Source organism: Psychrobacter sp. I-STPA10 (assembly GCF_021012795.1).
GTDB lineage: Bacteria > Pseudomonadota > Gammaproteobacteria > Pseudomonadales > Moraxellaceae > Psychrobacter.
Genome location: NZ_VFYU01000014.1, coordinates 180,120 through 206,929, shown reverse-complemented (window position 1 = coordinate 206,929; position 26,810 = coordinate 180,120). Strand labels below are relative to the sequence as shown.

The 26,810-nt window shown below is 40.4% G+C and carries 28 protein-coding genes; 20 read left to right on the top strand and 8 right to left on the bottom strand.

The window, feature by feature from the left end; all coding sequences use genetic code 11:
• Positions 1 to 10 precede the first annotated feature (10 nt).
• The 4 genes from FHK89_RS06775 to FHK89_RS06760 all read right to left on the bottom strand — a co-directional run bounded on the left by FHK89_RS06775 (position 11) and on the right by FHK89_RS06760 (position 3,116).
• Entirely contained in the window at positions 11 to 838 is an 828-nt protein-coding gene (locus tag FHK89_RS06775) for a metallophosphoesterase (protein ID WP_230658365.1), read from the bottom strand.
• 70 nt (positions 839 to 908) lie between these two features.
• Complete coding sequence (locus FHK89_RS06770) at positions 909 to 1,718, bottom strand: metal ABC transporter permease (protein WP_230658362.1); 810 nt, start codon at positions 1,716 to 1,718, stop codon at positions 909 to 911.
• Between the two features lie 18 nt (positions 1,719 to 1,736).
• Positions 1,737 to 2,510, bottom strand: coding sequence for a metal ABC transporter ATP-binding protein (locus FHK89_RS06765; protein WP_230658359.1), 774 nt, complete (start codon positions 2,508 to 2,510; stop codon positions 1,737 to 1,739).
• On the bottom strand, positions 2,511 to 3,116 hold the full coding sequence (locus FHK89_RS06760) for a Fur family transcriptional regulator (protein ID WP_230658356.1): 606 nt from the start codon (positions 3,114 to 3,116) through the stop codon (positions 2,511 to 2,513).
• 396 nt (positions 3,117 to 3,512) lie between these two features.
• Here FHK89_RS06760 and FHK89_RS06755 point away from each other — a divergent pair, with 396 nt between their 5' ends.
• From FHK89_RS06755 to FHK89_RS06695, 13 genes are all read left to right on the top strand, one after another.
• A complete protein-coding gene (locus tag FHK89_RS06755) occupies positions 3,513 to 4,448 on the top strand; it encodes a metal ABC transporter solute-binding protein, Zn/Mn family (RefSeq protein ID WP_230658352.1) in 936 nt (311 codons plus the stop codon).
• A 239-nt stretch (positions 4,449 to 4,687) separates the two neighbouring features.
• Entirely contained in the window at positions 4,688 to 5,128 is a 441-nt protein-coding gene (locus FHK89_RS06750) for an ATP synthase subunit I (RefSeq protein WP_230658349.1), read from the top strand.
• 650 nt (positions 5,129 to 5,778) lie between these two features.
• Positions 5,779 to 6,645: a F0F1 ATP synthase subunit A gene (gene atpB, locus FHK89_RS06745; RefSeq protein ID WP_230658343.1), complete on the top strand. Its 867-nt coding sequence runs from the start codon at positions 5,779 to 5,781 to the stop codon at positions 6,643 to 6,645.
• 38 nt (positions 6,646 to 6,683) lie between these two features.
• Entirely contained in the window at positions 6,684 to 6,932 is a 249-nt protein-coding gene (gene atpE, locus FHK89_RS06740) for a F0F1 ATP synthase subunit C (protein WP_025651437.1), read from the top strand.
• A gap of 77 nt (positions 6,933 to 7,009) precedes the next feature.
• The gene (locus tag FHK89_RS06735; RefSeq protein ID WP_230658340.1) at positions 7,010 to 7,480 is read left to right on the top strand and encodes a F0F1 ATP synthase subunit B; all 471 of its coding nucleotides are present in this window, start codon (positions 7,010 to 7,012) and stop codon (positions 7,478 to 7,480) included.
• Between the two features lie 28 nt (positions 7,481 to 7,508).
• Positions 7,509 to 8,111 carry a F0F1 ATP synthase subunit delta gene (locus FHK89_RS06730; protein ID WP_230658337.1) on the top strand — a complete coding sequence of 201 codons (603 nt, stop codon included), beginning with the start codon at positions 7,509 to 7,511 and terminating at the stop codon, positions 8,109 to 8,111.
• Between the two features lie 113 nt (positions 8,112 to 8,224).
• Positions 8,225 to 9,769 carry a F0F1 ATP synthase subunit alpha gene (gene atpA / locus FHK89_RS06725; protein WP_230658334.1) on the top strand — a complete coding sequence of 515 codons (1,545 nt, stop codon included), beginning with the start codon at positions 8,225 to 8,227 and terminating at the stop codon, positions 9,767 to 9,769.
• 214 nt (positions 9,770 to 9,983) lie between these two features.
• Positions 9,984 to 10,862 (top strand): F0F1 ATP synthase subunit gamma, encoded by an 879-nt coding sequence (gene atpG, locus FHK89_RS06720; RefSeq protein WP_230658331.1) that lies wholly within the window; start codon positions 9,984 to 9,986, stop codon positions 10,860 to 10,862.
• Between the two features lie 99 nt (positions 10,863 to 10,961).
• Positions 10,962 to 12,389: a F0F1 ATP synthase subunit beta gene (atpD, locus tag FHK89_RS06715; RefSeq protein WP_230658328.1), complete on the top strand. Its 1,428-nt coding sequence runs from the start codon at positions 10,962 to 10,964 to the stop codon at positions 12,387 to 12,389.
• Positions 12,390 to 12,493: 104 nt separating this feature from the next.
• The gene (locus tag FHK89_RS06710; protein ID WP_230658325.1) at positions 12,494 to 12,910 is read left to right on the top strand and encodes a F0F1 ATP synthase subunit epsilon; all 417 of its coding nucleotides are present in this window, start codon (positions 12,494 to 12,496) and stop codon (positions 12,908 to 12,910) included.
• A 279-nt stretch (positions 12,911 to 13,189) separates the two neighbouring features.
• Positions 13,190 to 13,906, top strand: coding sequence for a response regulator (locus FHK89_RS06705; protein WP_230658322.1), 717 nt, complete (start codon positions 13,190 to 13,192; stop codon positions 13,904 to 13,906).
• Positions 13,907 to 14,113: 207 nt separating this feature from the next.
• Positions 14,114 to 15,805 (top strand): ATP-binding protein, encoded by a 1,692-nt coding sequence (locus FHK89_RS06700; RefSeq protein WP_230658320.1) that lies wholly within the window; start codon positions 14,114 to 14,116, stop codon positions 15,803 to 15,805.
• A 69-nt stretch (positions 15,806 to 15,874) separates the two neighbouring features.
• Positions 15,875 to 16,054, top strand: a complete 180-nt coding sequence (locus FHK89_RS06695) for a hypothetical protein (protein WP_230658317.1) — start codon at positions 15,875 to 15,877, stop codon at positions 16,052 to 16,054.
• Positions 16,055 to 16,088: 34 nt separating this feature from the next.
• Here FHK89_RS06695 and FHK89_RS06690 read toward each other — a convergent pair whose 3' ends face one another.
• Positions 16,089 to 17,543, bottom strand: coding sequence for an ATP-binding protein (locus FHK89_RS06690; RefSeq protein WP_230658314.1), 1,455 nt, complete (start codon positions 17,541 to 17,543; stop codon positions 16,089 to 16,091).
• 249 nt (positions 17,544 to 17,792) lie between these two features.
• Here FHK89_RS06690 and rpsP point away from each other — a divergent pair, with 249 nt between their 5' ends.
• The 4 genes from rpsP (at position 17,793) to rplS (ending at position 20,325) form a co-directional block, all read left to right on the top strand.
• Positions 17,793 to 18,065 (top strand): 30S ribosomal protein S16, encoded by a 273-nt coding sequence (gene rpsP, locus FHK89_RS06685; protein WP_230658311.1) that lies wholly within the window; start codon positions 17,793 to 17,795, stop codon positions 18,063 to 18,065.
• A gap of 129 nt (positions 18,066 to 18,194) precedes the next feature.
• A complete protein-coding gene (rimM, locus tag FHK89_RS06680; protein ID WP_230658307.1) occupies positions 18,195 to 18,728 on the top strand; it encodes a ribosome maturation factor RimM in 534 nt (177 codons plus the stop codon).
• 91 nt (positions 18,729 to 18,819) lie between these two features.
• Positions 18,820 to 19,584, top strand: coding sequence for a tRNA (guanosine(37)-N1)-methyltransferase TrmD (gene trmD / locus FHK89_RS06675; RefSeq protein ID WP_230658304.1), 765 nt, complete (start codon positions 18,820 to 18,822; stop codon positions 19,582 to 19,584).
• Positions 19,585 to 19,899: 315 nt separating this feature from the next.
• Entirely contained in the window at positions 19,900 to 20,325 is a 426-nt protein-coding gene (gene rplS, locus FHK89_RS06670) for a 50S ribosomal protein L19 (protein WP_230658301.1), read from the top strand.
• A 143-nt stretch (positions 20,326 to 20,468) separates the two neighbouring features.
• On the opposite strand, the gene FHK89_RS06665 is transcribed toward rplS, so the two are convergent.
• On the bottom strand, positions 20,469 to 20,729 hold the full coding sequence (locus tag FHK89_RS06665) for a DUF1289 domain-containing protein (RefSeq protein ID WP_230658299.1): 261 nt from the start codon (positions 20,727 to 20,729) through the stop codon (positions 20,469 to 20,471).
• A 173-nt stretch (positions 20,730 to 20,902) separates the two neighbouring features.
• Here FHK89_RS06665 and parE point away from each other — a divergent pair, with 173 nt between their 5' ends.
• The 3 genes from parE (at position 20,903) to FHK89_RS06650 (ending at position 25,395) form a co-directional block, all read left to right on the top strand.
• On the top strand, positions 20,903 to 22,792 hold the full coding sequence (parE, locus tag FHK89_RS06660) for a DNA topoisomerase IV subunit B (protein ID WP_230658297.1): 1,890 nt from the start codon (positions 20,903 to 20,905) through the stop codon (positions 22,790 to 22,792).
• Between the two features lie 308 nt (positions 22,793 to 23,100).
• The gene (locus tag FHK89_RS06655) at positions 23,101 to 23,754 is read left to right on the top strand and encodes a lysophospholipid acyltransferase family protein (protein ID WP_230658293.1); all 654 of its coding nucleotides are present in this window, start codon (positions 23,101 to 23,103) and stop codon (positions 23,752 to 23,754) included.
• 45 nt (positions 23,755 to 23,799) lie between these two features.
• A complete protein-coding gene (locus FHK89_RS06650) occupies positions 23,800 to 25,395 on the top strand; it encodes a flavin-containing monooxygenase (RefSeq protein WP_230658290.1) in 1,596 nt (531 codons plus the stop codon).
• Positions 25,396 to 25,512: 117 nt separating this feature from the next.
• Here the strand turns inward: FHK89_RS06650 and FHK89_RS06645 are convergent, their stop codons facing one another.
• Together FHK89_RS06645 and FHK89_RS06640 are read right to left on the bottom strand one after the other, a co-directional pair.
• Positions 25,513 to 26,454: a D-2-hydroxyacid dehydrogenase gene (locus FHK89_RS06645; protein WP_230658287.1), complete on the bottom strand. Its 942-nt coding sequence runs from the start codon at positions 26,452 to 26,454 to the stop codon at positions 25,513 to 25,515.
• 125 nt (positions 26,455 to 26,579) lie between these two features.
• Positions 26,580 to 26,804, bottom strand: a complete 225-nt coding sequence (locus FHK89_RS06640; protein ID WP_230658283.1) for a hypothetical protein — start codon at positions 26,802 to 26,804, stop codon at positions 26,580 to 26,582.
• Between the last annotated feature and the right edge of the window lie 6 nt (positions 26,805 to 26,810).

Sequence of the window (26,810 nt, the reverse complement as noted above, 5' to 3'; positions counted from 1 at the left end):
AAAATGGAGCTCAAGTATCTAGTCTTTTAACCCAGCTTTCAAGATAACCATTGTTACCCAATTGCAACCAGCGGTATCCAGGTTTGGCAAATTTATCCAAAGCAAACTCATCTGAGCCTATTTTAAATTGATAACAAGTAGAAGGAGAGGTATAAAAATCAATGCCTTTATATTGTGTATGAAACGCTTGATGTACATGCCCAGACAGCACTGCTTTTACATGATCAAACTGGTGTAATAGTTGCCAAATTTCTTCTGCACCCTCTGCCATGTGGGCATCAATCCATTTTGAATGTACAGGCACCAGATGATGGTGTAGTACCAATATAGTAGCACGGTGATTATTAGATAACTGCTTAGTTAGCCAACTTTTAGTCTGTTTGGGCAGTTTACCTTTGACTTGACCAGGAATGCTAGAATCAACCAGCAGTATCTGCCAGTCATTTGCTTGAATACAGTGATGCGTCAATAATCTGGAGTCAGGAGGCTGAGCAACCAGTTGCCGCTTGTCAAAAGGTCGCTCAGGATATAACTCATCAGTGACATCATGATTACCCGCAATGCAGGCAAACGCAATATTGGTTGCAGATAATTTGGCAAAAATACGCTCATAAATGGCATTATCTATCTCATTGACCAAATCACCTGTTAGCAAGATAAGATCACAGCGTCTATCTTCATTGAGTGCTTGTGTTAAACAGCGTTCAAAATCCGCTTGACAGTTGCGTCCTTCGACAGTTTTTTTAGGATCAGTATAGAGGTGTAAATCTGTCAACTGTAGTACATTGACAATATTATCAGTTGTGTGAATATGAGTGGGTGGATAACTGGAGATCATAATTTTGCACAAGCCATTCATTCATAATAAACGTACTTAATGACCAAAATACTCAATGATAAGAGAGTATCTAGCTTTGGTTGAAACGCTGTAGTTTTTGTATAAGGTATAAAGTAAAAAATGTCAGTGATAAGCCTAAAACAATCGCCAGTCCAGTTTGTATGTCTAACCAGACACTACCCCAAATGCCTGTTGTCACCGCAGCCTGAGCAATAATGACAGACAATATCAGCATTTGCTTAGGAGATTGTGCCAGCAAACGTGCACTTAAAGCTGGCAAAATTAATAACGCACTGATTAACAAGCTTCCCACAGCCTGTAATGCCAATGCACAAAAACCTGCCAATACGCCCATAAAAAACAGCCGCTGCTTGAGTGGATGCACACCGCTGATGAGTGCCAACGCTTGATTGGTGGCAAGAAGCACTTGCGACTTCCAAATGTAACCCAAAACCCCAATACCAATGATGGTACTGACAATTAGTAATGGCAAATCACTCCAGTCCAGCTCTAATAAATTACCAAATAAATAACCCAACACATTAGATTGCATCTGTGTCAAATGAGTCATGGTCAATAGACCCAAACAGAGTAGGGTGGCTGAGAGTACAGCCAATACGGCATCTGAAGGCAAGCGGTCATCTTCAAGCCACACCAATGCTAATACAACCAACACACTGACCAAAGCAATGCCAAAACCAAGTGGCAATTGCCACAGCGCCGCCAACGCCACACCAAATAAAGTACCATGCGCCAAAGCATCAGCAAAAAATGCCATGCGTCGCCACAACACCAAACAGCCCAAAGGTGCAGATAATAATGCCAATAAGCTACCAGCAATCCATGCTGGGGCAATGATGCTTAACCATGAAGAAAACATAAATGTACCTTTATTGCCCTAGGGTGCTGGTTGAACAGGAGGAGGAGTGTGCTGACAGTGATGTGATTGATGATTATATGGCTGCTCATATTGATGTCCAAATAGCTTATGGAACTCTTGTAGCAGCAGCAAATCGTTGGGTTGTCCTTCACAGCAAATGTGTTTATTCAAACATATCACATGACGACAGCCCTTCATCACCCAATGCAAATCATGAGATACTACCACCATCGCACATTGTAAAAAATCAGGCAGTTCATCAATAAACTGATATAGCCATTTCTCACTATCAGGATCTAACCCCTGCATGGGTTCATCTAATATTAATAAATCAGGTTGACCAAGGAGCGCACGTGCTAATAGTACTCGCTGTGTCTCGCCCCCTGATAAATGCGATACTTGCCGTGGTAATAACTCGGTCAATGCCAATTTTTTGTCTAAAAATTGACGTTGAAATTGTTGTAAATTGACCTGTTTTACTTGTGCTAAAAGATCGCTGACTCGTAAAGGAAGTATGGGTGGTACCATAAATTTTTGTGGTACATAACCCAGACGTAAATTAGGCTGGCGAGTTACTTGTCCTGATGTGGGTGTCAATAACCCCAGCATGATTTTGACTAAGGTGGACTTGCCAGCACCGTTAGGACCAATAATACAGAACTTGTCTCCTGTATTGACCTGCATGTCTATAGCAGACAGTATCTTTAAGTGTTTGTCATTTGCGGTGCTGACTGTCAAACCAACTTGCTCAAGGGTTAATAGCGGCAGCTTTTTAGTAGCATTGGTTGGCATTTATGATCTCGTACTGGCAGTAATATGATTGGTAAACGTATCTTTGGCATCGATCTGGCTAGAAGATTGGCAATCAGCACAGCGTCCTGTCATTTCTATTGTACTTTTTGTGACAGCAAAATTTGCTTCTTGTTTGGCATATTGCACTACCTCATGAATGGGTAACGTACTACACTCTTGCACTTGGCGACAATGTTCACAAATCAAAAAAGCAGCGATGTGTTTATCGCGAGGATGGCAGCAAGGCACAAAAGCATTAATCGAATTTAACTGATGGATAAATCCCTGTGCTAATAAAAAATCCAATGTGCGATAAATGGTCGGGGGTGCTACCGTCTTGGTTGGTTTGCCATTGTTTTTTTCACGACGATCTTGTAAGCATTGAATAAGATCATAAGCACCTAGTGGTTTATCTGAGTCCAAAATTAGGGTATATACTTGTCGCCGCAACTCTGTAAAGCGGCTACCATCTTGAGAACATTGCTGGGCCGCAGCTTGTAGACGTTGCTGCAAATCTTTATCTGATAGTTTTTGTACATTGTGTAAATGTCCCTCACGACCGTGTTGGCAACCTACATCAGAATCTGCATCTAAAAAAGAGGACATATTAATAAACCTCAGCTTGTATTTTTCTGTAAAAGTTATATTATAACATATCTAAAGTGATTAGGTGTTGCAGAACTTAATATCATGGTCTACAAAAAAGTACAATGAAAAGGAGCATAACCTGCTCCATAGCAGCTTTGTATCACCTGATATTAAAAGCAATATTATCCATATACTTTAGATAGTTATTCATCTATAAAAACATGGAAGTGGCTTATATCAAAGTTAATTAATATTGTTAATATTAAGGCAACTTCTATCAAACTGGCTTGTTTGGATTGGACTATAACAGCCAGTAAGAGCGATATAAGAGCACATTCAATCATGAATACTGTCAAACTCAAAGGCATTTTTACATGATTGCCTGTGTTTTATAACATACAATAGAGGTTCATTATGAAATTTATCACAGCATTACCATCTCGTATTTCTGTGCCATTAGTACAAACAGTTGCTATATTGTTATTAGGTATGAGTCAAACTACTTATGCTGCCCAACCTGCACAAGCAGCTACCTCATTAGACGCATTACCAGCTTCTTTACGAGAAAAAACAGAAATATCTGTTAGTAATCACCCCTTGTTTTTGCTGAGTGAAGCAGTAACCAAAGGCACGCCTTCTGCACACCAACTGTTGGGCTCAGGAGAAGTTGGGCATCATGGTAGTCTCAGCCCAAGTGACATCAAAACTGCAAAAGACAGTCGCTACGTGATATGGTTTGGTGCTGCATTAGAAAACAATCTTGCCACATCTTTGGATAAACAAGCCAATGCCATCGCCTTATTTGACCTCAAGGCATTTAATCGTCAACCACTTCGAGATGAAAAAGGTCAACCCATTGCTGGCACATTAGACCCCCATATTTGGCTTGATCCAGAAAACGCCAAAGCAATCACTCGTGCCTTAGCTGCCATCTATTCTAGAGCCAATCCAAATAATGCCGATTTGTATACACGTAACGCACGCTCATTTGCCAAAAATATGGATGCAGCAGTGGCTAGCGTCAATAAAATACGTGCTGCTCAGCCCAAGAGTTACTGGGCTTATCATGATGCCTATCAATATATAGAGCCCAGCCTCAATATCAAAATGACGGGTGCTTTAACTCGTGATCATCACCTGCCACCAAAAGCTACCCAATTTCGTTGGCTACAACAAAATAGACCCGATACTAAGATGTGTATGGTATTACAAGGGCCTCCTCGCCAAGGCATGTTGTCAAAATTACAACCTCTATCGACCACCGTGCAGCAAGAAGATATGACAGATGCCACTGACTTTGTCTCAGGCTGGAAAACAATGGCAACTCAGATGGTGTCATGTATTAAATAGCATCTATTAACTAGTGGTTATAAGCTTAGCGCATTACCCATATTTTTTACTTGCGCCTCACGGTTCATATCTCTATAATAAACGGCGTTTTACACAAATATTTTGCGCTAAGCTCAATAATACTATCTGATAGATGGATAGAAAATGGTGACAGGTAAGCAGCAGATACCATCTTATTAAGTATCATGTTAAATAATTCCTAAGCCATAAATAAATTAAAAACAAGATGAGCTGTGGTGATGGGGTTTATAAAAAAATCACAATCCGTTCAGAGTCCTGTGCGGCAGCGTGCTCAAGATAGAGCCCGTCACACATTTAAGCAATTACTATCTTATATTAGTTGGCTAATACTAAGTATTATTATCATTGCTTGGCTACTAGATGCATTTTATTGGCATTCAAATTATATTGTTACGAAAAGTATTAGTTTGGGTGCGGGACTTAATGGTGCAACACATCTTGTATTTGCATGGGCGGTATTTCGCCATACAGGATCACGTGCTAGGCGGCATATTGTTAATAACTTGTACCTAGGTCAAATGCTCAAATGGGCAGTAACATTAGCAGGGTTTGTAGGTGCCTTTATCCTAGTAAAGCCACTATCAACAATTGGTATGTTCTGTGGTTTTATTATCATGCAGTGCTGTTATGTTTGGATATTGTGGCGAATAGATAAATAGCTCAGTTTTAATATTATATGGCACCAAAACTTTACAGAATTGACAAATAATAACCACAAATTAGCAGATAAATACTAAAAATATTGCATATTTGGTTATCAATAAGAAAAAAATAGCATTATTTTAGAAGTAATTAGCAAAAAAACGGCTAATACACTTTACACGAATATAACGCTGCTTTATGATAGGGACATCAATTATCATTGTGTCGCCTAATAACTAAAGTTAGAACAATGATCCCTATCAGGGAGTTATTGGTGATATAGTTTCAAATACCCCCTAAACTAAAGGGAAGGTAAATTTAGAGCACATAACAAATTATGTTCTATGAGCATACACCCTTGTGTGTATTTTGTATGTTTGTATAAATATATTTATATTAAAGTTATTAATTTAAGATAAATACTGCACAGCAGTCATAAACATACAACAGATCAAAGTTACTCTAAGACACAAGTAAAAACGTTAGATAAAAAATACTGAACAACTCATTAACAGGTGATACTTTACCTTGTTGATTTTGTGTCATACCTGAGCGTTGTATTTAGTAGGTATATTGAGTAAAAATGCAATATTTTTAATTTATATGATTTTATTATGGTTTAGTTCATCCTCCTTTAATTACAGTTGAACAACAAGAAGCTTAGAATATGGCAGCCGAGCAAACATCATCAGCTTATATTTCTCACCACTTAACCAACTGGACATTTGGCTATTTGCCGGGTGAAGGATGGCAAGTGGCACATACAGCCGAAGAAGCCTCAAAAATGGGATTTTATGCCATTCATTTGGACTCCATGCTTTGGTCTATCGGTTTGGGTATCTTATTTTGTTTAATATTTTGGCTCGTAGCCAAAAAAGCCACTTCTGGTATTCCCGGAAAGCTACAAGCATTTATTGAGCTTATTGTAGAGTTTGTAGACAATAATGTTCGTGACTCTTATAACGGCAAATCAAAGCTGGTCGCCCCTTTGGCATTGACCATATTTGTTTGGATATTTTTAATGAACTTGATGGATCTTATCCCCATCGATTATATCCCTGCATTGGCACAAAAAATTGGTGCTAGCATGGGGCATGATCCACATCATGTTTATATGAAAATTGTACCATCAACTGATCCTAATATCACCTTAGGCATGTCATTTTCTGTCTTTGCCTTAATCATCTTTTATAGTATTAAAGAAAAAGGTTTTGGTGGATTTATTGGTGAACTAACTTTGCACCCATTTAGTGCAAAAAATCCAATTGCTAAGATTATTTTAATTCCCATCAACTTCATACTTGAATTTGTTACCTTGATAGCAAAACCAATCTCATTAGGTTTACGACTGTTTGGTAACATGTATGCTGGGGAACTGATTTTTGTATTGATAGCCCTGATGCCGTTTTGGATTCAGTGGGCGTTATCTGTACCGTGGGCTATATTCCACATTTTGGTTATCACACTTCAAGCGTTCGTATTTATGATGCTAACGATAGTTTACCTATCACTTGCATCACAAACCGAGCATTAATTAGACATTAAATTAAATAGGTAAATGAGGATACATCAATGGATCCAGTATTAGGTGGTTATACAGTTATCGCAGTGGCATTGCTTATCGGTTTAGGTGCATTAGGCACAGGCATCGGCTTTGCTATCTTGGGTGGTAAATTTTTAGAGGGTGTTGCACGTCAACCAGAACTTGGCTCACAGCTTCAAACTCGTATGTTTATCGTCGCAGGTCTGCTAGATGCGGTACCAATGATTGGTGTGGGTATTGCCATGCTATTATTATTCGCTAACCCTCTAGCCGGTTAATTTAAAATCAGTTCTAAACTTTGACCATCGTTTGGTGGTCATCCAAGCTGATCTTTCATTAACAAAGAGGTGATCACGTGAATATTAATTTTACCATTATCGGTCAATCTATTGCTTTTGCAATATTCGTGGTCTTTTGCATGAAATTTGTATGGCCACCTTTGATGGCTGCCATCAATGAACGCCAACGCAAAATTGCTGATGGACTAAATGCTGCTGAAAAAGCAAAAGCAGATCTAGCCAGTGCTGAGCAATCAGCAGAAGCAGAACTAACAGCTGCTAAAGCAAAAGCTGCTGCATTGATCGAACAAGCAAATAAAAGTGCAAACCAGCTCATCGAAGAAGCCAAAGTACAGGCTCAAATCGAGGGCGAACGTATTCGTCAACAAGCACGCGAGTCTATTGATCTAGAAATCAACCAAGCGCGTGAAGCGTTGCGTACTCAAGTTGCTCAGTTGGCAGTGATGGGTGCAGAGAAGATTTTGCAAGAAGATGTTGATGAGCAAAAACATGCTGCAATGTTAAACCAACTAGCAGCTAAGCTATAGCAGCGAGTAATACAATTACGAGGGGATTATGGCCGAATTATCAACATTAGCAAGACCTTATGCCAAAGCTGCTTTTGATTATGCTAATGAGCAAGGCGTTGTCAATCAATGGGAAGACTTTTTAGCAGTTGCTACAGCAGTAGTAGAGGATGAGTCGTTTCGTACAGTATTAGACAATCCAGCCATTAGTGCAGAGCAAAAGAGTACTGCATTGATTGGGGTATATGATGATCAAGTCACATCTGATGCAGCAAATACATCAGAAGTGCTTGATAGTAATCAAGCAGTTGGCTTAAATAAAGCAACAGCATCTATCAAAAACTTTATCATTCAGCTGGCTCAGCAAGAACGTCTTGCATTAATCCCACAAGTTTATGAACAATACCGATTGCAGCGTGAGCAGGCATTAAAGGAAGTCAATGCCTATATTACCTCAGCCTATGCTCTAACCATTGCACAGCGTGAGCTCATAAAAAAACGTCTAGAGCAGTCGCTTAACGCAACAGTCAATATACATGAATCGGTAGATCCTAGCTTAGTTGCAGGGGCAACCATTAAAATTGGCGATAAAGTTGTCGACGACTCAGTAAAAGGTAAGTTAAAACAGTTAAAAACTCAGTTAACTACCTAAACAAATAAGCCCTCTTAATATTCTAAAATCCTGCAAAATACAGGCATCTAGAATAACAGTATATAAGATATAAGCCAGTGGGTTGGTAATCACATATTAAAGGAAACAAGGCAATGCAACAGTTGAATCCAGCGGAAATCAGTAATCTGATTAAGCAGCGTATTCAAGACCTTGATGCGGGTGTGACTGCAAAAAATGAAGGTACAATCGTCAAAGTATCAGATGGTATTGTACAGATTCATGGTCTTGAAGATGCTATGTACGGTGAGATGATCGAATTTGAAGGCGATGTCTATGGTATGGCATTGAACCTTGAACGTGACTCTGTCGGTGCGGTGGTACTCGGAGATTATTTAAGCCTACAAGAAGGTCAAAAAGCTTATTGTACTGGTCGTATTTTAGAAGTACCTGTAGGTCCTGAATTACTAGGGCGTGTTGTTGATGCGCTTGGTAATCCCATCGATGGTAAAGGTCCTATCAATGCACAATTAACTGATAAAGTCGAAAAAATTGCACCTGGTGTTATTGCTCGTCAGTCAGTTGATCAACCAGTAATGACAGGTTATAAAGCAGTTGATACCATGATTCCTATTGGACGTGGTCAGCGTGAGCTTATCATTGGTGACCGTCAAACAGGTAAAACTGCGTTGGCAATCGATGCCATCATTGCACAGAAAGACTCTGGTATTAAATGTGTGTATGTAGCGATTGGACAAAAACGTTCTACCATCGCAAACGTGGTACGCAAACTTGAGCAAACAGGCGCATTGGCTTATACCACTGTTGTTGTGGCATCAGCCTCTGAGCCAGCAGCCCTACAGTATATTGCACCATATTCTGGTTGTACCATGGGAGAATATTTCCGTGACCGTGGTGAAGATGCATTGATTGTATATGATGATTTATCTAAGCAAGCAGTTGCTTATCGTCAAATTTCTCTACTATTGCGTCGTCCACCAGGTCGTGAAGCCTATCCAGGGGATGTATTCTATCTTCATTCACGTTTACTTGAACGTGCTTCACGCGTCAATGCAGATTATGTTGAAGAGTTTACCAACGGTGAAGTCAAAGGTAAAACAGGCTCATTAACTGCACTACCAATTATTGAAACCCAAGCTGGTGACGTATCTGCATTCGTACCAACCAACGTGATCTCGATTACTGATGGACAGATTTTCCTAGAATCTAGCCTATTTAACTCAGGTATTCGTCCTGCGGTGAATGCTGGTATTTCAGTATCTCGTGTTGGTGGTTCTGCTCAAACTAAGATCATCAAAAAACTATCTGGTGGTATTCGTACCGCATTGGCACAATATCGTGAATTGGCAGCATTTGCCCAGTTTGCTTCTGACCTAGATGATGCTACTAAGCAGCAGTTAGAGCATGGTGAGCGTGTCACAGAACTTATGAAGCAAAAGCAATATCAGCCAATGTCTGTTGCTGAGCAAGCAGTGGTTATTTATGCTTCAAACGAAGGCTATTTAGCTGATGTACCAGTAGATAAGATTGGTGATTTTGAAGAGGCTTATTTACGCTATATGCAAGATCAACATGGTGATTTGATGCGTGAGCTTAATGAGACTGCAAATTATAATGATGATATAGCAGCTCAATTAAAGTCTTCTATTGAAGCATTTAAACAAGATCACAGCTACTAATTAATAGAGAATAATAGAATAATTGTGCTAATGACTTGCAAAATAGTGAGTGCATTAGCAGCTTATTAATAGATTGATAGGTGGAGTTGATTATGTAATATAATTAACTTCATCAAAACAAGTCACTATTTTTTGCTACTAATACTTGCGGTTTTGTTGCCTTGTTAACATCTTTACCCAGTATATTTATTTATCTCGTCGAGTTGGATATGTTATGGCAAGTTTAAAAGAAATTCGTGCAAAAGTTACGAGTATCAAAAGTACCCAAAAAATTACTCGTGCCATGCAGATGGTTGCAGCCAGTAAAATGCGCCGTGCTCAAGAGCGTATGCAAATCGGCAGACCTTATGCAGATAGTATGCGCCGAGTTATCTCGCATTTAGTGCGTGCATCGACTGATTATAAGCATCCTTATATGACAACTCGTTCGACCAATCGAGTTGGTTATATTGTTATTACTTCAGATCGTGGTCTGGCTGGTGGTCTGAACGTGAACTTATTTAAACGTCTCATGCATCATGTAAAAGACTATCAAAACCAATCGGTAGATGCTGAATATGCAGTCATTGGTTCAAAAGGTGTGAGCTTTTTTAAGAGTTTTGGTGGTAAAGTAACTTCTGTACAGACTGACTATGGTGACAACCCAACATTTGAACAGCTAAATTCGCCTGTGCAAGCCATGCTAGATGATTATCGTCATGGACACTTAGATCGTATTTATCTGGTTTATAATCAGTTTGTCAATGCCATGGTACAACAGCCAACAGTGAACCAACTTGTTCCATTACCAGAACATGCAGTTTCTGAAGAGTCTGGGATTCAGACGGATTTAAGTTGGGATTATATCTACGAGCCAGATGTAAAAACATTGATTGATGGTTTGTTAGGACGTTATATTGAGTCTATTGTATATCAAGCAGTGATGGAAAACATTGCTTCTGAACAATCTGCTCGTATGGTGGCGATGAAGGCGGCAACAGACAATGCAGGTAATCTCATTGATGACCTACAATTAGTCTATAACAAATTGCGTCAAGCAGCGATTACCCGTGAGATTTCTGAGATTGTTGGCGGTGCGGCTGCGGTCTCTTAATAAATTTTAGTAGAAGATAGCTTATTTGGCTATGTTCTAAATACCTTATATATTAGATATATTTTAGCTTAAAGACATATTCAAGTTCAGGAGAACGCCATGAGTAGCGGTCGTATTGTACAGATTATTGGAGCGGTTATTGACGTCGAATTTAACCGTAGCGATGTACCACAGGTATATGATGCTTTGGTAGTAGATGGTACTGATACCACACTTGAGGTACAACAGCAGTTGGGTGATGGTATTGTCCGTACAATCGCGATGGGCTCTACCGAAGGGCTAAAGCGTGGTTTGCCTGTGACTAACACTGGTGCTCCAATTACAGTGCCTGTGGGTGAAGCCACTTTGGGACGCATTATGGATGTATTGGGTCGTCCAATCGATGAATGTGGCCCTGTTAATGCTGAAGATAAATGGTCTATCCATCGTCAAGCCCCAAGCTATGATGAGCAGTCAAATAGTACTGATCTTTTAGAGACAGGTATTAAAGTGATTGACTTACTTTGCCCATTTGCAAAAGGTGGTAAAGTTGGACTGTTTGGTGGTGCAGGTGTTGGTAAAACCGTTAACATGATGGAGCTGATTAACAACATCGCTTTAAAACACTCAGGTTTGTCAGTATTTGCTGGTGTTGGTGAGCGTACTCGTGAGGGTAATGACTTCTATCATGAGATGCAAGAAGCTGGTGTTGTGAACACTGAAGACTTTAGCAAATCAAAAGTTGCGATGGTATATGGTCAGATGAATGAGCCACCAGGTAACCGTTTACGTGTTGCACTAACAGGCTTGACCATGGCTGAGTATTTCCGTGATCAGACAGATGAAAGTGGTAAAGGTCGTGACGTCCTATTGTTCGTCGATAACATTTATCGTTATACCCTAGCAGGTACAGAAGTATCAGCACTATTAGGTCGTATGCCTTCTGCGGTTGGTTATCAGCCAACATTGGCAGAAGAGATGGGGGTGCTACAAGAACGTATTACCTCAACGCAAACAGGCTCTATTACCTCTATCCAAGCGGTATATGTACCTGCTGATGACTTAACTGACCCATCACCAGCAACTACCTTTGCTCACTTAGATGCAACGGTTGTATTAAGCCGTGATATTGCCTCACAAGGTATTTATCCTGCGATTGATCCACTAGATTCAACTTCTCGTCAGCTTGATCCACAAGTGATTGGTGAAGAGCACTACTCTGTTGCTCGTGGTGTGCAAGAGGTACTACAGCGTTATAAAGAGTTAAAAGATATTATTGCTATCTTGGGTATGGATGAGTTGTCAGAAGAAGATAAACTTGTAGTATATCGTGCTCGTAAGATTCAACGCTTCTTGTCGCAGCCTTTCCACGTTGCAGAGGTATTTACTGGTGCGCCAGGTAAATATGTATCTCTACGTGATACCATCTCAAGCTTTAGAGATATCCTAGATGGTAAGTATGATGATCTACCTGAGCAAGCTTTCTATATGGCAGGTAGTATTGATGAAGTTGTGGCTAAGGCTGAAAAACTTAAATCGGCAGCATAAGAGCGCTGTTGATTGATAGGGCATAGGGATATTGTATATTCCTTGTCTTATAAATTAAATAATAGCCATTTGCTTTATAGATTGATTGGAAGAGGAAGAGTCACATGGCCACCCTACAATGTCGAGTTGTAAGTGCACGCGAACAGATTTATGATGGTGAAATCACCATGCTAATTGCCACAGGTAGTGAAGGTGAAATTGGGGTATTGGCTGGTCACACACCAATGATTACCCTGTTAAAACCCGGCTCGATGCGTCTGCAAACACCTGATGGTAATGAAGAAGTCATTTATGTCTCTGGTGGTGTGCTCGAAATTCAGCCTAAGCTAGTGACTGTGTTAGCAGATACTGCTGCTAGAGCTCATGATTTAGATGAAGCAAAAATTGTCGAAGCTCGTCAAAAAGCAGAGCAAATGTTGGCTAATCAATCAGATAGTGTACAAACCAATGCGGCATTGGCTTCATTGGCAGAATCAGTGGCTCAGCTACAAACGATTAGAAAGTATCGCAACCGTGCTTAGTCTATTTATATTGGACTATTAACTATACTTATCATTCTTTTGTAAAAACAGTCCACTAACAGGGCTGTTTTTTTATATCCTATTATAAATTTTTATAAGGTTACGATTTAGCACTGGTTATAAATTTTTTTTTTGTTTACATTGTAGTGTAGTTGTGAATATGTTATAGGTAATGCGTACCTTAGTTAATATATTGATAAAATGTGAAGAACAAATTACCAAGCAGTAGCATAAAAAATACTGTGTTATTGGTAAATCTTGAAGATTAGAGGAAGAGTTATGGCTCATACTGAAGAAGAACAAACCCCTAGAATCCTAATTGTAGAGGATGATGAGCGTCTAGCAATGCTGACCCAAGACTATTTGGTAAAAAACGGACTGGATGTTGCCATAGAAACAGATGGTAATCGTGCTATTCGTCGCATTGTGAATGAACAGCCAGATTTGGTGGTACTTGATGTGATGCTACCAGGTAGTGATGGCTTGACGGTATGCCGTGAAGTACGTCCACATTATCAGCAACCCATACTGATGTTGACTGCGCGTACTGAAGATATGGATCAAGTGTTAGGACTTGAGATGGGAGCAGATGATTACGTTGCTAAGCCTGCTCAGCCAAGAGTATTATTAGCTCGCATTCGTGCGTTGCTGCGTCGTTCAGAGACAGCGCCTTCTGAGGATGTACCACAACGTCTAGAGTTTGGCGAGTTGGTCATTGATAATGGCGGTCGCTCAGTGACGCTAAATGATGAGTTGGTTGATTTTACCAGTGCTGAGTATGATTTGCTGTGGTTATTGGCTTCAAATGCTGGTCGTATCTTGTCTCGTGAAGATATCTTTGAGCGTTTGCGTGGTATTGAATATGATGGACAAGATCGTTCTATTGATGTTCGTATTTCTCGTATTCGTCCGAAGATTGGTGATGATCCAGAAAATCCAAAACGTATCAAAACAGTACGTAGTAAAGGTTATTTATTTGTTAAAGAAGGCAACTAATATAGTCTGGCTTCCATAAATTTACGACGATTTAGCTACGCTTGCTGTATTACATGTATTATCTGCACCAAAGACATATTGGTATATAAGTATTAGATGTGTTTTTGGTGATTCTTATCTATAATAAGTCAGCAAACTGCTGGCTTTTTTTGTGCCTTGTTAATATCTGTCTTAATACCATGTGTCCTACTATGATGTGCCAATTCTATGTCTTTATTATCCTCTCTTAAACACAGTATTTTTCTGCGTATCTATGCAGGGTTATTGTTGGTCTGCTTATGCGTTGGTTTGTTTGCTCAGTTATTAGTAGATACCATTAATAAAGAGCGTATCCAAACGTATCGTGAAAATATCGCCACGGGTATGTTGTATTTGGTAAGTGAGGGAATTTCACACCAAAAAACGCCCATGCAACGCAATTATTGGCTGGCAGATGTGAGTAGTTTATTTGGTGATGAATTTGTCATTATTCCTAGAGAGTCTGTAGAGTTTACCTCTAGTGAGCTAAAGCGTTTAGAAAATAATAAGACGGTGGTGCGTTATGTCAGTCATCCTTCATATGCTGATATTTTCCATCCACTACAAGATGATGGCAATATTTTAAGTATCCGTATCACTCAGGTCACTGAGCAGCAAGTTCGGGCAATGGCAATTTTATTATTAGATGATTTGTCTTATTATCCAAGTTTGGAAGAAAAACAAGTACGACTCAAAGAGCTAAGCGAAAACTTCTTTTTCCCGCTGTCTTTGACTGCTATTGATGATATAAATTTAGACCGTGAGCAGATGGCAAGGCTACGCCGTGATGAGGTAGTTATCTTATTTCGTGACAGTACCAGTAATGAAGATTCCTCTATTAAAGTAATTGCACCATCAGAGTTACCTAATATGGCGATTGTGATGGGGCCGGTAAAACTGTTTAAGTGGTTTCCCTTTAATTTGATCCTCAGTGTGGTTCTGATTAGTATGTTTTTGATTAGCTTGGGGGTATATGCACTGATTTTTCCGTTAGAGCGTAAGCTACAGTTGATTCAATCTGGGGTGAATGAAGTTGGTGATGGTAACTTAGATATTCGGGTACAAGTGGTGGGGCAAGATGAAATTGCCCGTTTGGCAGCCACATTTAATACCATGACCGAGCACATTAAGCGTTTGATTGAGTCGCAACGTGAGCTGACGCGGGCTGTCTCGCACGAGCTGCGTACGCCTGTGGCAAGAATTCGTTTTGCGGTAGATATGTTGGCAGACACCGATGATATTGAGTCTCGGCAAATGCAGCGAGATTATATTGATGAAGATATAGAATCTTTAAATAGTTTGATTGATGAGATTTTAACTTATGCCAAGCTTGAGGAGGGGTCACCTAAGCTGAATTTAGAAGCGGTTAATTTAAAAAGTTTGGTAGAGCAAGTGGTACGTGAGACCAATGCTTTGGGTAAGCCCATTACAGTTGAAGGGCGTACACCACCACCTAAAATTACTGCGATTGCCGATCACCGTTATTTACACCGAGTGGTACAAAATTTAGCAGGTAATGCGCTGCGTTATGCAGAGTCGACCATTATTATCAGTGCTGGTGTGCATAAAGGTGAAGCCTTTGTCAGTGTTGAAGATGATGGACAGGGCATACCTGAAGAAGATAGAGAGAAGGTATTTATTCCCTTTGCTCGTCTTGATGATAGCCGTACTCGAGCATCCGGTGGCTATGGTTTGGGATTGTCTATTGTGTCTCGTATTGCATTTTGGTTTAATGGTAGTATGAAAGTAGATGAAAGCCCTGAGTTAGGTGGTGCACGCTTTATAATGACTTGGCCAGTAAAACCATTGGCACAAACCATTACTGCTGACCAACTAACGCAAGAAAAAGGGCAGCGTAAAATTATTGATGAAGCAGATTAGAGATAAAGATAGTACCATAATAAAACAGTGCTTTGACTATCAAAGCTCATAATCTATAAGAGAGGTGGTATGCCATATTTATTTACTGCGTTGGTAGTGGTTAATGCTGGAGTATTAAGCTATTTTATGTTTTTTTATACCCCACAGCCCACCAAAAGCTTACAACAAGCCCAAGCTGAATTGGTTGCACCCATTGAGTTTCAAAATAACTCTGCTGCCATTCCGCCATTAATCGGTACAGAAAAGTAGTGATAACTTTGTTACTACTGATGAATATGAATGTTTAATTATTTTCTGGTGTGGGCTTGCTGATGACAGCTTTGGCAAGTAATGGAATTTTAACACATACTTGTAAACCACCTTCAGGGTGGTTGGTTGCTTCAACTGTACCGTGATGAAGATTGGCAATACGATTGACAATGGCGAGCCCTAAACCACTGCCTTGGGTGGTGCGTGCTGATTCGCCACGCTCAAATGGTTGCATGATACGTTGTAAATTGGTATCTGCTACGCCCTCTCCACAGTCACGTACACAAATGATTAAGGTTTTTTCTGAAGCGGGGGTTAAGCTGTTATCAGCGATGATGTCTGTTGATTCATCTTCTTCAAGAGGATTAGCATCATTGATTGTTGTGGTGTTAGTAAAAGTTGGAGTGATTGTTGCTGATAGATAAATGGGTGGTTTGCCATAACGATTGGCATTGTTAACCAAATTAATAATAAGCCGCTTAATAGATAGTGGGCGAACAGGAACAAGCTCCATTGGCTCAGGCTCATAAATAAAAGGTAGCGGTGCAAATTGCACGATGACTTCTTTAAAAATTGCATTTAAATCTGTTAAACGTACTGGTTCATCTGATCCATCCTTCATAAACGAAATAAATTGCTCTAAGATGGCATCCATATCTTCAATATCATAAATTAACCCTTCTCTAAAAAAATCATCTGGCAGCATCTCAGCAGTTAGACGCATCCGCGTTAGGGGTGTACGTAGATCATGTGAGATACCAGCGAGCATGATGGTACGTTCTTTTTGTGCTTGGCTTAACGTAGTAAATAAGCGATTAAACGCTGTATTCACCTGACGTATCTCTACCGAGCCTGTACGTGTGGGTAGGGAAGTAACGTGACCCAACTGAATATAATTGTTTGCTGCTTTTTGCAGTTTACGTAAAGGGCGATTGAGTTGACGCACTAACAGTAAAATTGTCAATAAACTAAAAATAGGAATACCAAATAAAAAGAATAATAATGAGCTTGGGCTATATTGAGCATAATAGATCACTGGCTCACGCATCCATAAATCTGGATATTGATTATCATGTATCCAAAGCTGAGGTGAGGGTTTGAACTTAAAATATACCACCACCTCATGACCTAGCTGCTCACTGATTTCTTCGGCTAAGATGTCGGTAAATAACCCAGCGAAGGTTTTTTCTTCGACTTCAGGGAATTGATTGCGGTCTGTGACCACGACAATATGGCTATTATCATAAATCCACTGCTGCACTTTTGGTTGGTCTTTCCAAACGGTTTGTACTTGGGTTAATAGTTGAACTTCTGTCGATAGATAGCGAGCATGGTTGCGTAGCTCAGGCAAATATAAGCTACGCCAAAAAAACCATAAAGAGAGGGTAACACTGAGCATCACAATCATCATCACCCAAAATGTGGTTTGCCAAGTATTGGAGTAGGGACGTAGCCGCCAGCGTTGTAGCTGTCTTGACCAAGATCTCATATTGATGCCTTTTTAATTTTTAATCTATGTCACTTTTAACTGATGTTGTAGCTAACAGATGCAGTAGTATGCACCTAAAGTATAAGCATAGCATTTAAAGTTAAAAATGGTGTGTACAAAATGCTTGCTTGCCTTATATGATAGGTATTTTTGTTTGTCAATAAAATAAACATTGTTTTAGTAGGCAAAATATGGTTAATCTGATATAATTATGCCCTTTTTGGTATACCTGCGAAAGAGAGAGTTCACATGGTTGTTATTCGTTTAGCACGGGGCGGTGCCAAGAAACGCCCATTTTATCAAGTCGTAGTTGCAGATCAACGTCGTTCACGTGACGGTCGTTACATCGAAAACATTGGCTTTTTTAACCCATTAGCAAAAGGCAATGAAGAGGCTGTACGCCTTAACATGGAAGCCTATAATGCGTGGATCGAAAAAGGTGCTCAGCCTTCGGATCGTGTTGCTTCATTAGCTAAAAACTATAAGCCAGCCACTGAAGAAACTGAACAAGCATCTGCTTAAAGCTGAAATATGTTAGTTTTTAGCCAGTCTGGATCTAGATAACTAAAATAAATTAGAGCGTTGAGCGCTTTATATTTTATTGAGGTTATCTTATTGTTTTAATGCTTTGATTTGAGTGTAATACCCCTTATGAGCACACCCCACAATACAGATGGATTGATGAAAATCGGTCAACTTAAAAAGCCTTATGGCATTAAGGGCTGGTTGTGGGTATTTAGTGAATTAGATGATCGTGAGGCAATTTTTGATTTAAAACCGTGGTGGATTAAGACTGCCACGGGTATGAAGCCGTTAACCGTTATAAATTGGCGTCAGCAAGGCGCAGGACTGGTTGCTCAGTTTGAAGAGATACCAGACCGTAATCTTGCCGAAACCATGAATGGCGTACCCATCTGGGTGACACAAGACAGCTTGCCTGAGCCTGAAGAAGACGAGTACTACTGGTCGGATTTGGTATCGATGCAAGTGATTAATGAGCAAGGTGAGTATTTAGGTGACATCAAAGAGCTGTTTGAGACAGGCGCACATGCCATTATGGTGGTGGTGCCAACCTCAGATAGTATCGATGATGAGCAGCGATTAATCCCTTGGCATAAGCAAACAGTGGCAGATGTGGATAAGCAAAAAAATCAACTGACCGTGATATGGGAGCGTGATTACTAAATTGTTACTAATAAGTGGCTGTTAAGCTGTGGTTAGTATCAGTGACGTATATACACACCTATAAATGGGTTGGTTAGGCGATGGATTAATTATGTATTTTGCGGTAATCACTATTTTACCTGAGATGTTCGATGCCATTACAAATTATGGCATTACAGGTAGGGCAGTGGCGCAAGGACAAGTGACCATCGATTGCATCAATCCACGAGACCATACCACAGATAATTATCGCCGTATTGATGAACGTCCTTATGGTGGTGGTCCGGGTATGGTGATGATGGTTGAACCATTGGTAAAAGCCATTGAAGATGCCCGTAGCCGCGCCAGTGCTCATGGTTGTCGCCTCGGTGCTCAATTTTGTCCTGTGGTGTACTTATCGCCACAAGGTGAGCAGTTATCTGAGTCAGTGGTATTGTCATTTAGTGATTATGATGGTGTCATTTTGTTGTGTGGTCGTTATGAAGGCATTGATGAGCGGCTATTAGCCAATTATGTTGATGCTGAAGTATCCATCGGTGATTATGTATTAACAGGTGGTGAGCTGCCAGCGATGGTAATGATGGATAGCATCATTCGCCGTTTGCCAAATGTGATGGGTGATGCGTTGTCTGCTGAGCAAGATTCTTTTGTTGATGGCTTGTTAGATTGTCCGCATTATACCAAGCCGACGCTATTTGCTGGTATGGCTGTGCCAGAGGTTTTATTATCAGGTCATCATGCCAATATTGAAAAATGGCGTTTTGTACAAAAGGTAAAACGTACGCAACAGCGCAGACCAGATTTATGGCAGCGTTTTGAGCCAACAGCGCAGCAACAAAAATGGCTACAGCAAATGCAAAAATCTGCTACTAAGTAAAGTTAGTTAGGGTGCATTACAAAATCAAGCAATATCAAAGTTAACGCAGATTTGTCTATTATGATAATAGACAACTGCTGTAGTAAAAATATGATATTTGACTATGATATCTGATATATCTAACCAAGTTTTATTGTGCGGTTAACGGCTGATATTTGCCATTTAGCACTATGATATGACTATCGATATAAAGTTATTGTTATATTCAAATTATTCCCCCATTGTGCATACCAAATTAAGACGTGGTGTGTTTTTAATTATTACAAACAGGTGATATGCGTCAAGCCTCTATCATCTTATGTGAGGAGAAATCTCATGAGCAACAAGCATCCGCTAGTCCAATCTGTGGAAAACTCTCAACTACGTCAACATCCAAGTTTTGCTCCTGGTGATACTGTCGTGGTTCAAGTAAAAGTCCGTGAAGGTGAGCGTGAGCGTCTACAGGCCTATGAAGGCGTTGTTATCGCTAAGCGTAATCGTGGTATTAACTCAGCATTTACCGTGCGTAAAATCTCTAGTGGTATTGGTGTTGAGCGTGCGTTCCAACTACATTCACCACTGATCGATAGTATCGAAGTGAAACGTCGTGGTGATGTTCGTCGTGCCAAACTTTACTATCTACGTGAGCGTTCTGGTAAATCTGCACGTATCCGTGAAAAGTTATCTTTCCGTCGTGATGGCGCGCAAAGCAAAAAAGATGCTGGCGTTCCTGAAGCGGTAGAAACTGCACCAGGTATCTAATCGCTATATTAAGATATAGCAAAACCCCTTTTATTCCTATTTACTAATAATCGGGTATACCAAAAAGACTAAAACCCCACTGAATGTCATCATTACAGTGGGGTTTTTTTATGCTTTAGGGTTAACTGATGCTTTTTTGTCAATCAAAATAATTTGGGGGTTTCTGTAGGCGTATCAAAATCTAAACTCATTTGCTCTTGTTGACGGTTGCGTAGTTGCTCAATACGTTTTTTGCGTTTGATAATTAGCTGTAGCACTTCTTTTCTTTGTTCATCTGTCATTTGTAACCACAGTTGACGTTCGGTACGATTACGTAGACAGCCAAAACAATAGCCCTTTTTATTGCTTTGGCAGACACCAATGCAAGGGTTATCAATTTTAAATAACTCAATTTGTTGTGGCATGATGGCTGTCTAAATCATTAAATAATAAGAATTTCTAAATTCTAGCATGTTTTTTATGTTGTCCAAATTGATAATCACGACGCTAATTGTCGTAAAGTTTTTTATCTACGCAATCGCTGCTAAAAATTTCGTTATAATAGATATTTGCATATCAATATGAAAAAGGGAATGTTGTGAGTCAATATACTGCACAGTCGCTAGAAGTATTAGAAGGTTTAGAGCCTGTTCGTCGTCGTCCAGGTATGTATACCGATACCACTCGTCCTAACCACTTGGCACAAGAGGTCATTGATAACTCTGTCGATGAAGCGTTGGCAGGTTATGCCAAAACCATCAAGGTTCAGCTTTATAAAGATGGATCATTATCGGTTGAAGATGATGGGCGGGGTATGCCAACCGATATTCATCCTGAGTTTAATCAGACAGGTATCGAGCTGATTTTGACACGGCTACATGCTGGTGGTAAGTTTTCGACCAATAACTATCAGGTATCTGGAGGATTGCATGGCGTTGGTATTTCGGTGGTCAATGCATTATCTACCCGAGTAGAAGTCACGGTGTGGCGTGATGGCACAGAGTACAATATTGCGTTTGAGCAGGGTGTGCCTGTGAGCAGTTTGCAACAAACGGTGAGCTCTAATAAGCGCAAACGTGGTACTAAGGTACGCTTTTGGGCCGATGAGTCATTTTTTGACAGTCCAAAGTTTAGTGTTAAGCAGCTTAAACATAATCTAAAAGCCAAAGCGGTGTTGGCGGCAGGCTTAACTATTGAGTTTGTTGATGAGATTAACGATGACAAAGTGGTGTGGCAGTTTAGTGATGGGGTGGTGGAGTACCTTAATGAGCAGCTCGATGGCTTAGAGACATTGCCACCTGAGCCATTTTATTATACTTATGATGCTGCCAAAGATGAGCGGGCAGGGGTGACGTTTGTGTTATCTTGGTTGCCAGAGGGCGGTACACCGATTCAAGAAAGTTATGTTAATTTGATTCCGACTGCGCAAGGAGGCACGCATGTTAATGGTTTGCGTACGGGCATATTAGAAGCATTGCGCGAGTTTTGTGATATTCACAATTTGTTGCCTCGCAATGTTAAGTTAACGGGCGAGGATGTGTGGGACGGAGTCAATTATATTTTATCGCTCAAATTTTCAGAGCCACAGTTCTCTGGGCAGACTAAAGAACGCTTGTCGAGTCGAGAGGCGGCGGCAGCAGTGCAGACATTGGCAAAAGATGCGTTTAGTTTATGGCTCAATCAACATGCACAAATTGCTGCGCAAATTGCTGAGTTAGCCATATCCAAAGCAGGTAAACGGCTAAAATCTGCCAAAAAAGTAGCGAGAAAGAAAATTACTCAAGGGCCTGCGCTACCCGGGAAATTGGCGGACTGTCGTGGTAATTTGCGTGATAGTGCGGAGCTGTTTTTGGTCGAAGGGGACTCGGCAGGGGGCAGTGCCAAACAGGCTCGTGATCGCCATTTTCAGGCAATATTGCCACTGCGTGGTAAGATTTTAAATACATGGGAAGTGTCGCCTGATACGGTGTTATCAAGCCAAGAGATTCACGACATTGCCATTGCCATTGGGGTAGATCCCGCATCGGATGATTTATCTGAGCTGCGCTATGACAAGATCTGTATTCTTGCTGATGCTGACTCAGATGGATTACATATTGCGACTTTGATTTGTGCGTTGTTTGTTAAGCATTTCCCAACACTGGTGGATGCTGGGCATTTGTTTGTTGCCATGCCGCCTTTGTATCGTATCGATATTGGTAAAGAGGTGCATTATGCCCTAGATGAAGATGAGTTGGCTCAAATTTTAGCCAAGGTATCTGGCAATACCAAGCCAAAAATTACTCGTTTTAAAGGATTGGGTGAGATGGATCCAGAGCATTTGCGCGAGACAACCATGAATCCCGATACCAGACGTTTGGTACAGTTAGATATGGATGATATGCAGTTAACCAACCAAATTATGGATATGTTGCTGGCAAAAAAACGTGCCTCGGATCGTAAAGATTGGCTAGAGCGTAAAGGTGATCTGGCAGAAATTGCGGTATAGCAGTATAAAGGTGGTCTGTTTTAGTGATGGTTGTTAACAGTAAAACAAGGTAGGAGTGAGTGATTATAAATCGTTGCTATGGTTGCAATAAAGAAATTACGAATTTAATCGTTATTTTAATCCTATTTAATAAATCCTTAATATAACAATGACTTAAGATTATAGGTGTGCCATTAAATTCTCATATAGCTAATACTTAACTAAAGCTGTATTAATATTACCTTGTAGCACGGTAGCGGATAAAAGTGGTTTTATAAACTTTTGTATGGTGCTAGTATTGGTAAATATTTTTGTAAATATGAGGATTTATGAAACACGATCACGAAGGTGAACTACCAAGTTTGAGTAAGGCACAATTGGGTGACCTGATTCCAAAGCGTGGCGGTAAGTTGATACCGAAGCTTGCCAAGGGCTTTTTGACAGCGTCAGGATGGCGGATCGTGGGTAGTATTCCGAATATCTCTCAAGCGGTACTATTGGCAGTACCACATACTTCTAATATTGATGGGGTTTATGCCATTCCTACTTTGCTTGCATTAGATTTAGATATTAAGATTATGGGTAAGCAGAGCCTATTTAAAGTTCCTGTCTTGGGGTCATTTTTAAAATGGTCAGGGGTGATTCCCATTGATAGAGAAAAAAAAGGCTCAGTATTACAAGCCAGTATTGATAAGTTTCAACATGGTCAGCCATTATTTTTGGGCTTAGCACCAGAGGGAAAGCGTGGCTATAGCGATAAATGGAAAACGGGCTTTTATTACATTGCTCAAGCCGCAGGTGTGCCAATTATTCCTGTGGCAATGGACTATAAAAGCAAACAGATTCGCTTTATGACACCTGTAGAGCCAACAGGTGATATTGAGGCAGATTTACAAAAAATCTATCAGCAATATCGTGGGGTGATGCCACGCCACCCCGAGCGGCTTTCACAGCCGTTACAAGATATGAATAGTGAGCGGTAAAAAATATGGCACTATAAAAGTCACCTTTTTTATTTGAATCTTTTTATGCTAAAAAATCACAATACAGTAATCAGCACAGCGACAAATATGGCAACAGATGATTGTGATGTGTTGATTATTGGTGCTGGAATTTCAGGCATTGCAATGGCGTGTTATTTGCAGGAGCAGCAGCCACACAAGCGGTTTATGATTGTCGAAAAACGTGAGTCGCTTGGGGGTACTTGGGATATATTTCGTTACCCAGGGGTGCGCTCAGATTCAGACATGCTGACTTTGGGCTACGGCTTTGCCCCTTGGTTGCAATCCTCAACACTGGCAAAAGGTGAGGATATTAAACAATACTTAAAGCAGATAGCACATAAATATGATGTGCAGCAGCACATTCGTTATGGTTGTATGGTCACGCAGTTAACGTGGTCAAGTGATAGCAAGCAGTGGACAGCGACGATTAAAAATACACAGACAAAAGAAGTGACACAGATCATTGCTAAGTTTGTGGTGGGGGCGACAGGTTATTATGATACTGAGCAAGGGTATCAGCCACAGTTTGAAGATCAGCAGGAGTTTACAGGACAGATTATCCATCCGCAAAATTGGCAGGATGTGGATTATGATGGCAAAGATGTGGTGGTGATTGGCAGTGGAGCAACAGCCATGACGCTGGTACCAGCGTTGGTGGATAAAACGGCTGAGCAATGTGCCCATCATGTGACCATGATACAGCGATCCCCCACTTATGTTGCCAGTATTCATGGGCGCGATAAGCTGCTAGAGATATTGGATAAATGCGCAACGGCTCTAGATAAAAAACAACCATATAACAAACATAACAAACCACTGTATAAAAAACGTCTTTATGAATTGATGCGTTGGCGCAATTTGTTGTTGCAGCAGGGCATCTATCAGTTTGCGACACGTGCACCTAAGGCTATGAAAGCCATCTTGACCCATAAAGTAAAACAAGCATTAAAAGGCAGTGATGTGTCACTGAAGCATTTTTCACCAAGTTATGATCCGTGGGATGAGCGCTTGTGTGCTGTGCCAGATGATGATTTATTTCAAGCATTGCAAAGCGGAAGTGCTGATGTGGTGACAGGGCAGATCAAACGCTTTAGCGCATCGGCTGTGGTGATGCAAGATGGGCAAGAGATAGCAGCAGATATTATTGTGACGGCAACAGGGCTTAAGTTGCAGATGCTTGGCGGTGCTAAGGTATGTGTTGATGATACCTTTATTGATGTAGGTGATTGCTTAACTTATAAAGCGGTGATGATTGGTGATGTCCCAAATATGGCGATTTTATTTGGCTATACCAATGCGTCTTGGACATTAAAGATTGAGCTTGCTTGTCAGTATCTGATGCGCTTATTTGACTATATGGATAAGCAAAATGTGCAGGTGGTCGTCGCAAAGACAGAAGCTAATTATCAACACCAGAAAAATGATAATAAAAAAACGCGTGTGCATAAACTTACTGAGACAGTTATGGGCTCACTTTCTGCTGGATATATAAAGCGTGCGCAAGATGATCTACCCAAGCAAGGGGATTGTTATCCTTGGCGTGTTGAGCATAATTATTTAAAAGATCGCCGCATGCTATTAAAAGATAGTATTGAAGATGAGTGGTTAGTGTTTGCTTAGTTGAGCATTTTTTGTTCCTCTAACCACTCAGTCGCTTGATTGGTTTGCTGCAATTTTTCTTTAGTTTCTATTTCTATGCTTTAATTCTTTAGTTTTTATGCGCTAGCATGACTCTATTTAATTGTTCTCAATAAACTCGCTCACCTGTTTACTCAATATATCCCATAGGGTCTGTTGGGCTGCCAGACTGCCCCATGCATTATGCGGGCTAAATACCACTCGGGGATGATCTGCCAAAGTAAGCAGTGGATCATTATCAGCAATGGGTTCTTCGGCAAACACGTCAGTGGCATAGCCAAGTAGCTGCTCATTATTGATTGCATCGACCACCGCTTGGCTATCAACCACCCCACCACGAGCGACATTGACCAACAAAGGTTGTTGCTTCATTTTGCTGATGTTATCTGCATTAATCAGATGCTTGGTGGCATCGATTAGTGGACAATGTAAGCTCAACACGTCACAGCGCTTAAGCACTTCATCAAAGGCGGTATAATCATCATTGCGTGGTGTTTTACCTTGATGCTCAGCCCATAACACCTGCATACCAAAGGCTTTGGCAATTTCACCGACGCGCCGACCAATCGTACCTGCACCAATAATTCCTAATGTTTTGTCTTCTAAATCAATGAGGGGGATATCTAATAAGCAAAAATTACCATCTTGTTGCCATGTGCCATCACTGACTTTGTGATGATAATACAAACCTGCTCGCATCGCATTGAGCATCAGCATAAAGGTATGCTCTGGCACACTTTTGATGGCATAGCCAGCCACATTATAAAGGGTAATGTTGTTATCTTTACAAGCCGCTTCATCGACATTATTTTTACCAGTGGCGGTGAGCTGAATCAGCTTGAGTTTGGGCAGTTTTTCAATGATTTGTTGATTAATTTTGACTTTATTGGTAATAACGATGTCAGCATCTTGGCAACGCTCAATGATTGTTGTGTCATCTTGAGGCGTCGTATCATATACCACATAGTCACTAATGCCTTGTGGCGCAGGCAAGTCAACAGTGTCTAAAAATGTACCACGGTCTAAAAATACGGCTTTCATTACTTGTCCTTACTTTATTGATGAATTTATTGATGTTTCAACATAGTGTCAGGTGAAAAAAGGTATAAAATGGGGATTGATGGTATTGATAGGGATAAATATTGATACAAGCTTATTATACAAACTTATTTACACGGTGGCTGCTGTGTTTGTGGCAGTGCTTGGTAATTATCAATAACGGTTTTTATCAATAACAGTTTTGCTAAATTAGCAGTCATGGGGATATTCACCATACTAAGTTTGGTGAAAATTGATAATTTACCCTTGAAAATATGGGCGGGTGCGTGCATTAAATGGCTATAAGCGGCTTTTTCGATGCGTTTTTCTCTCGCATCGGTTATGATAGCCATTAACAA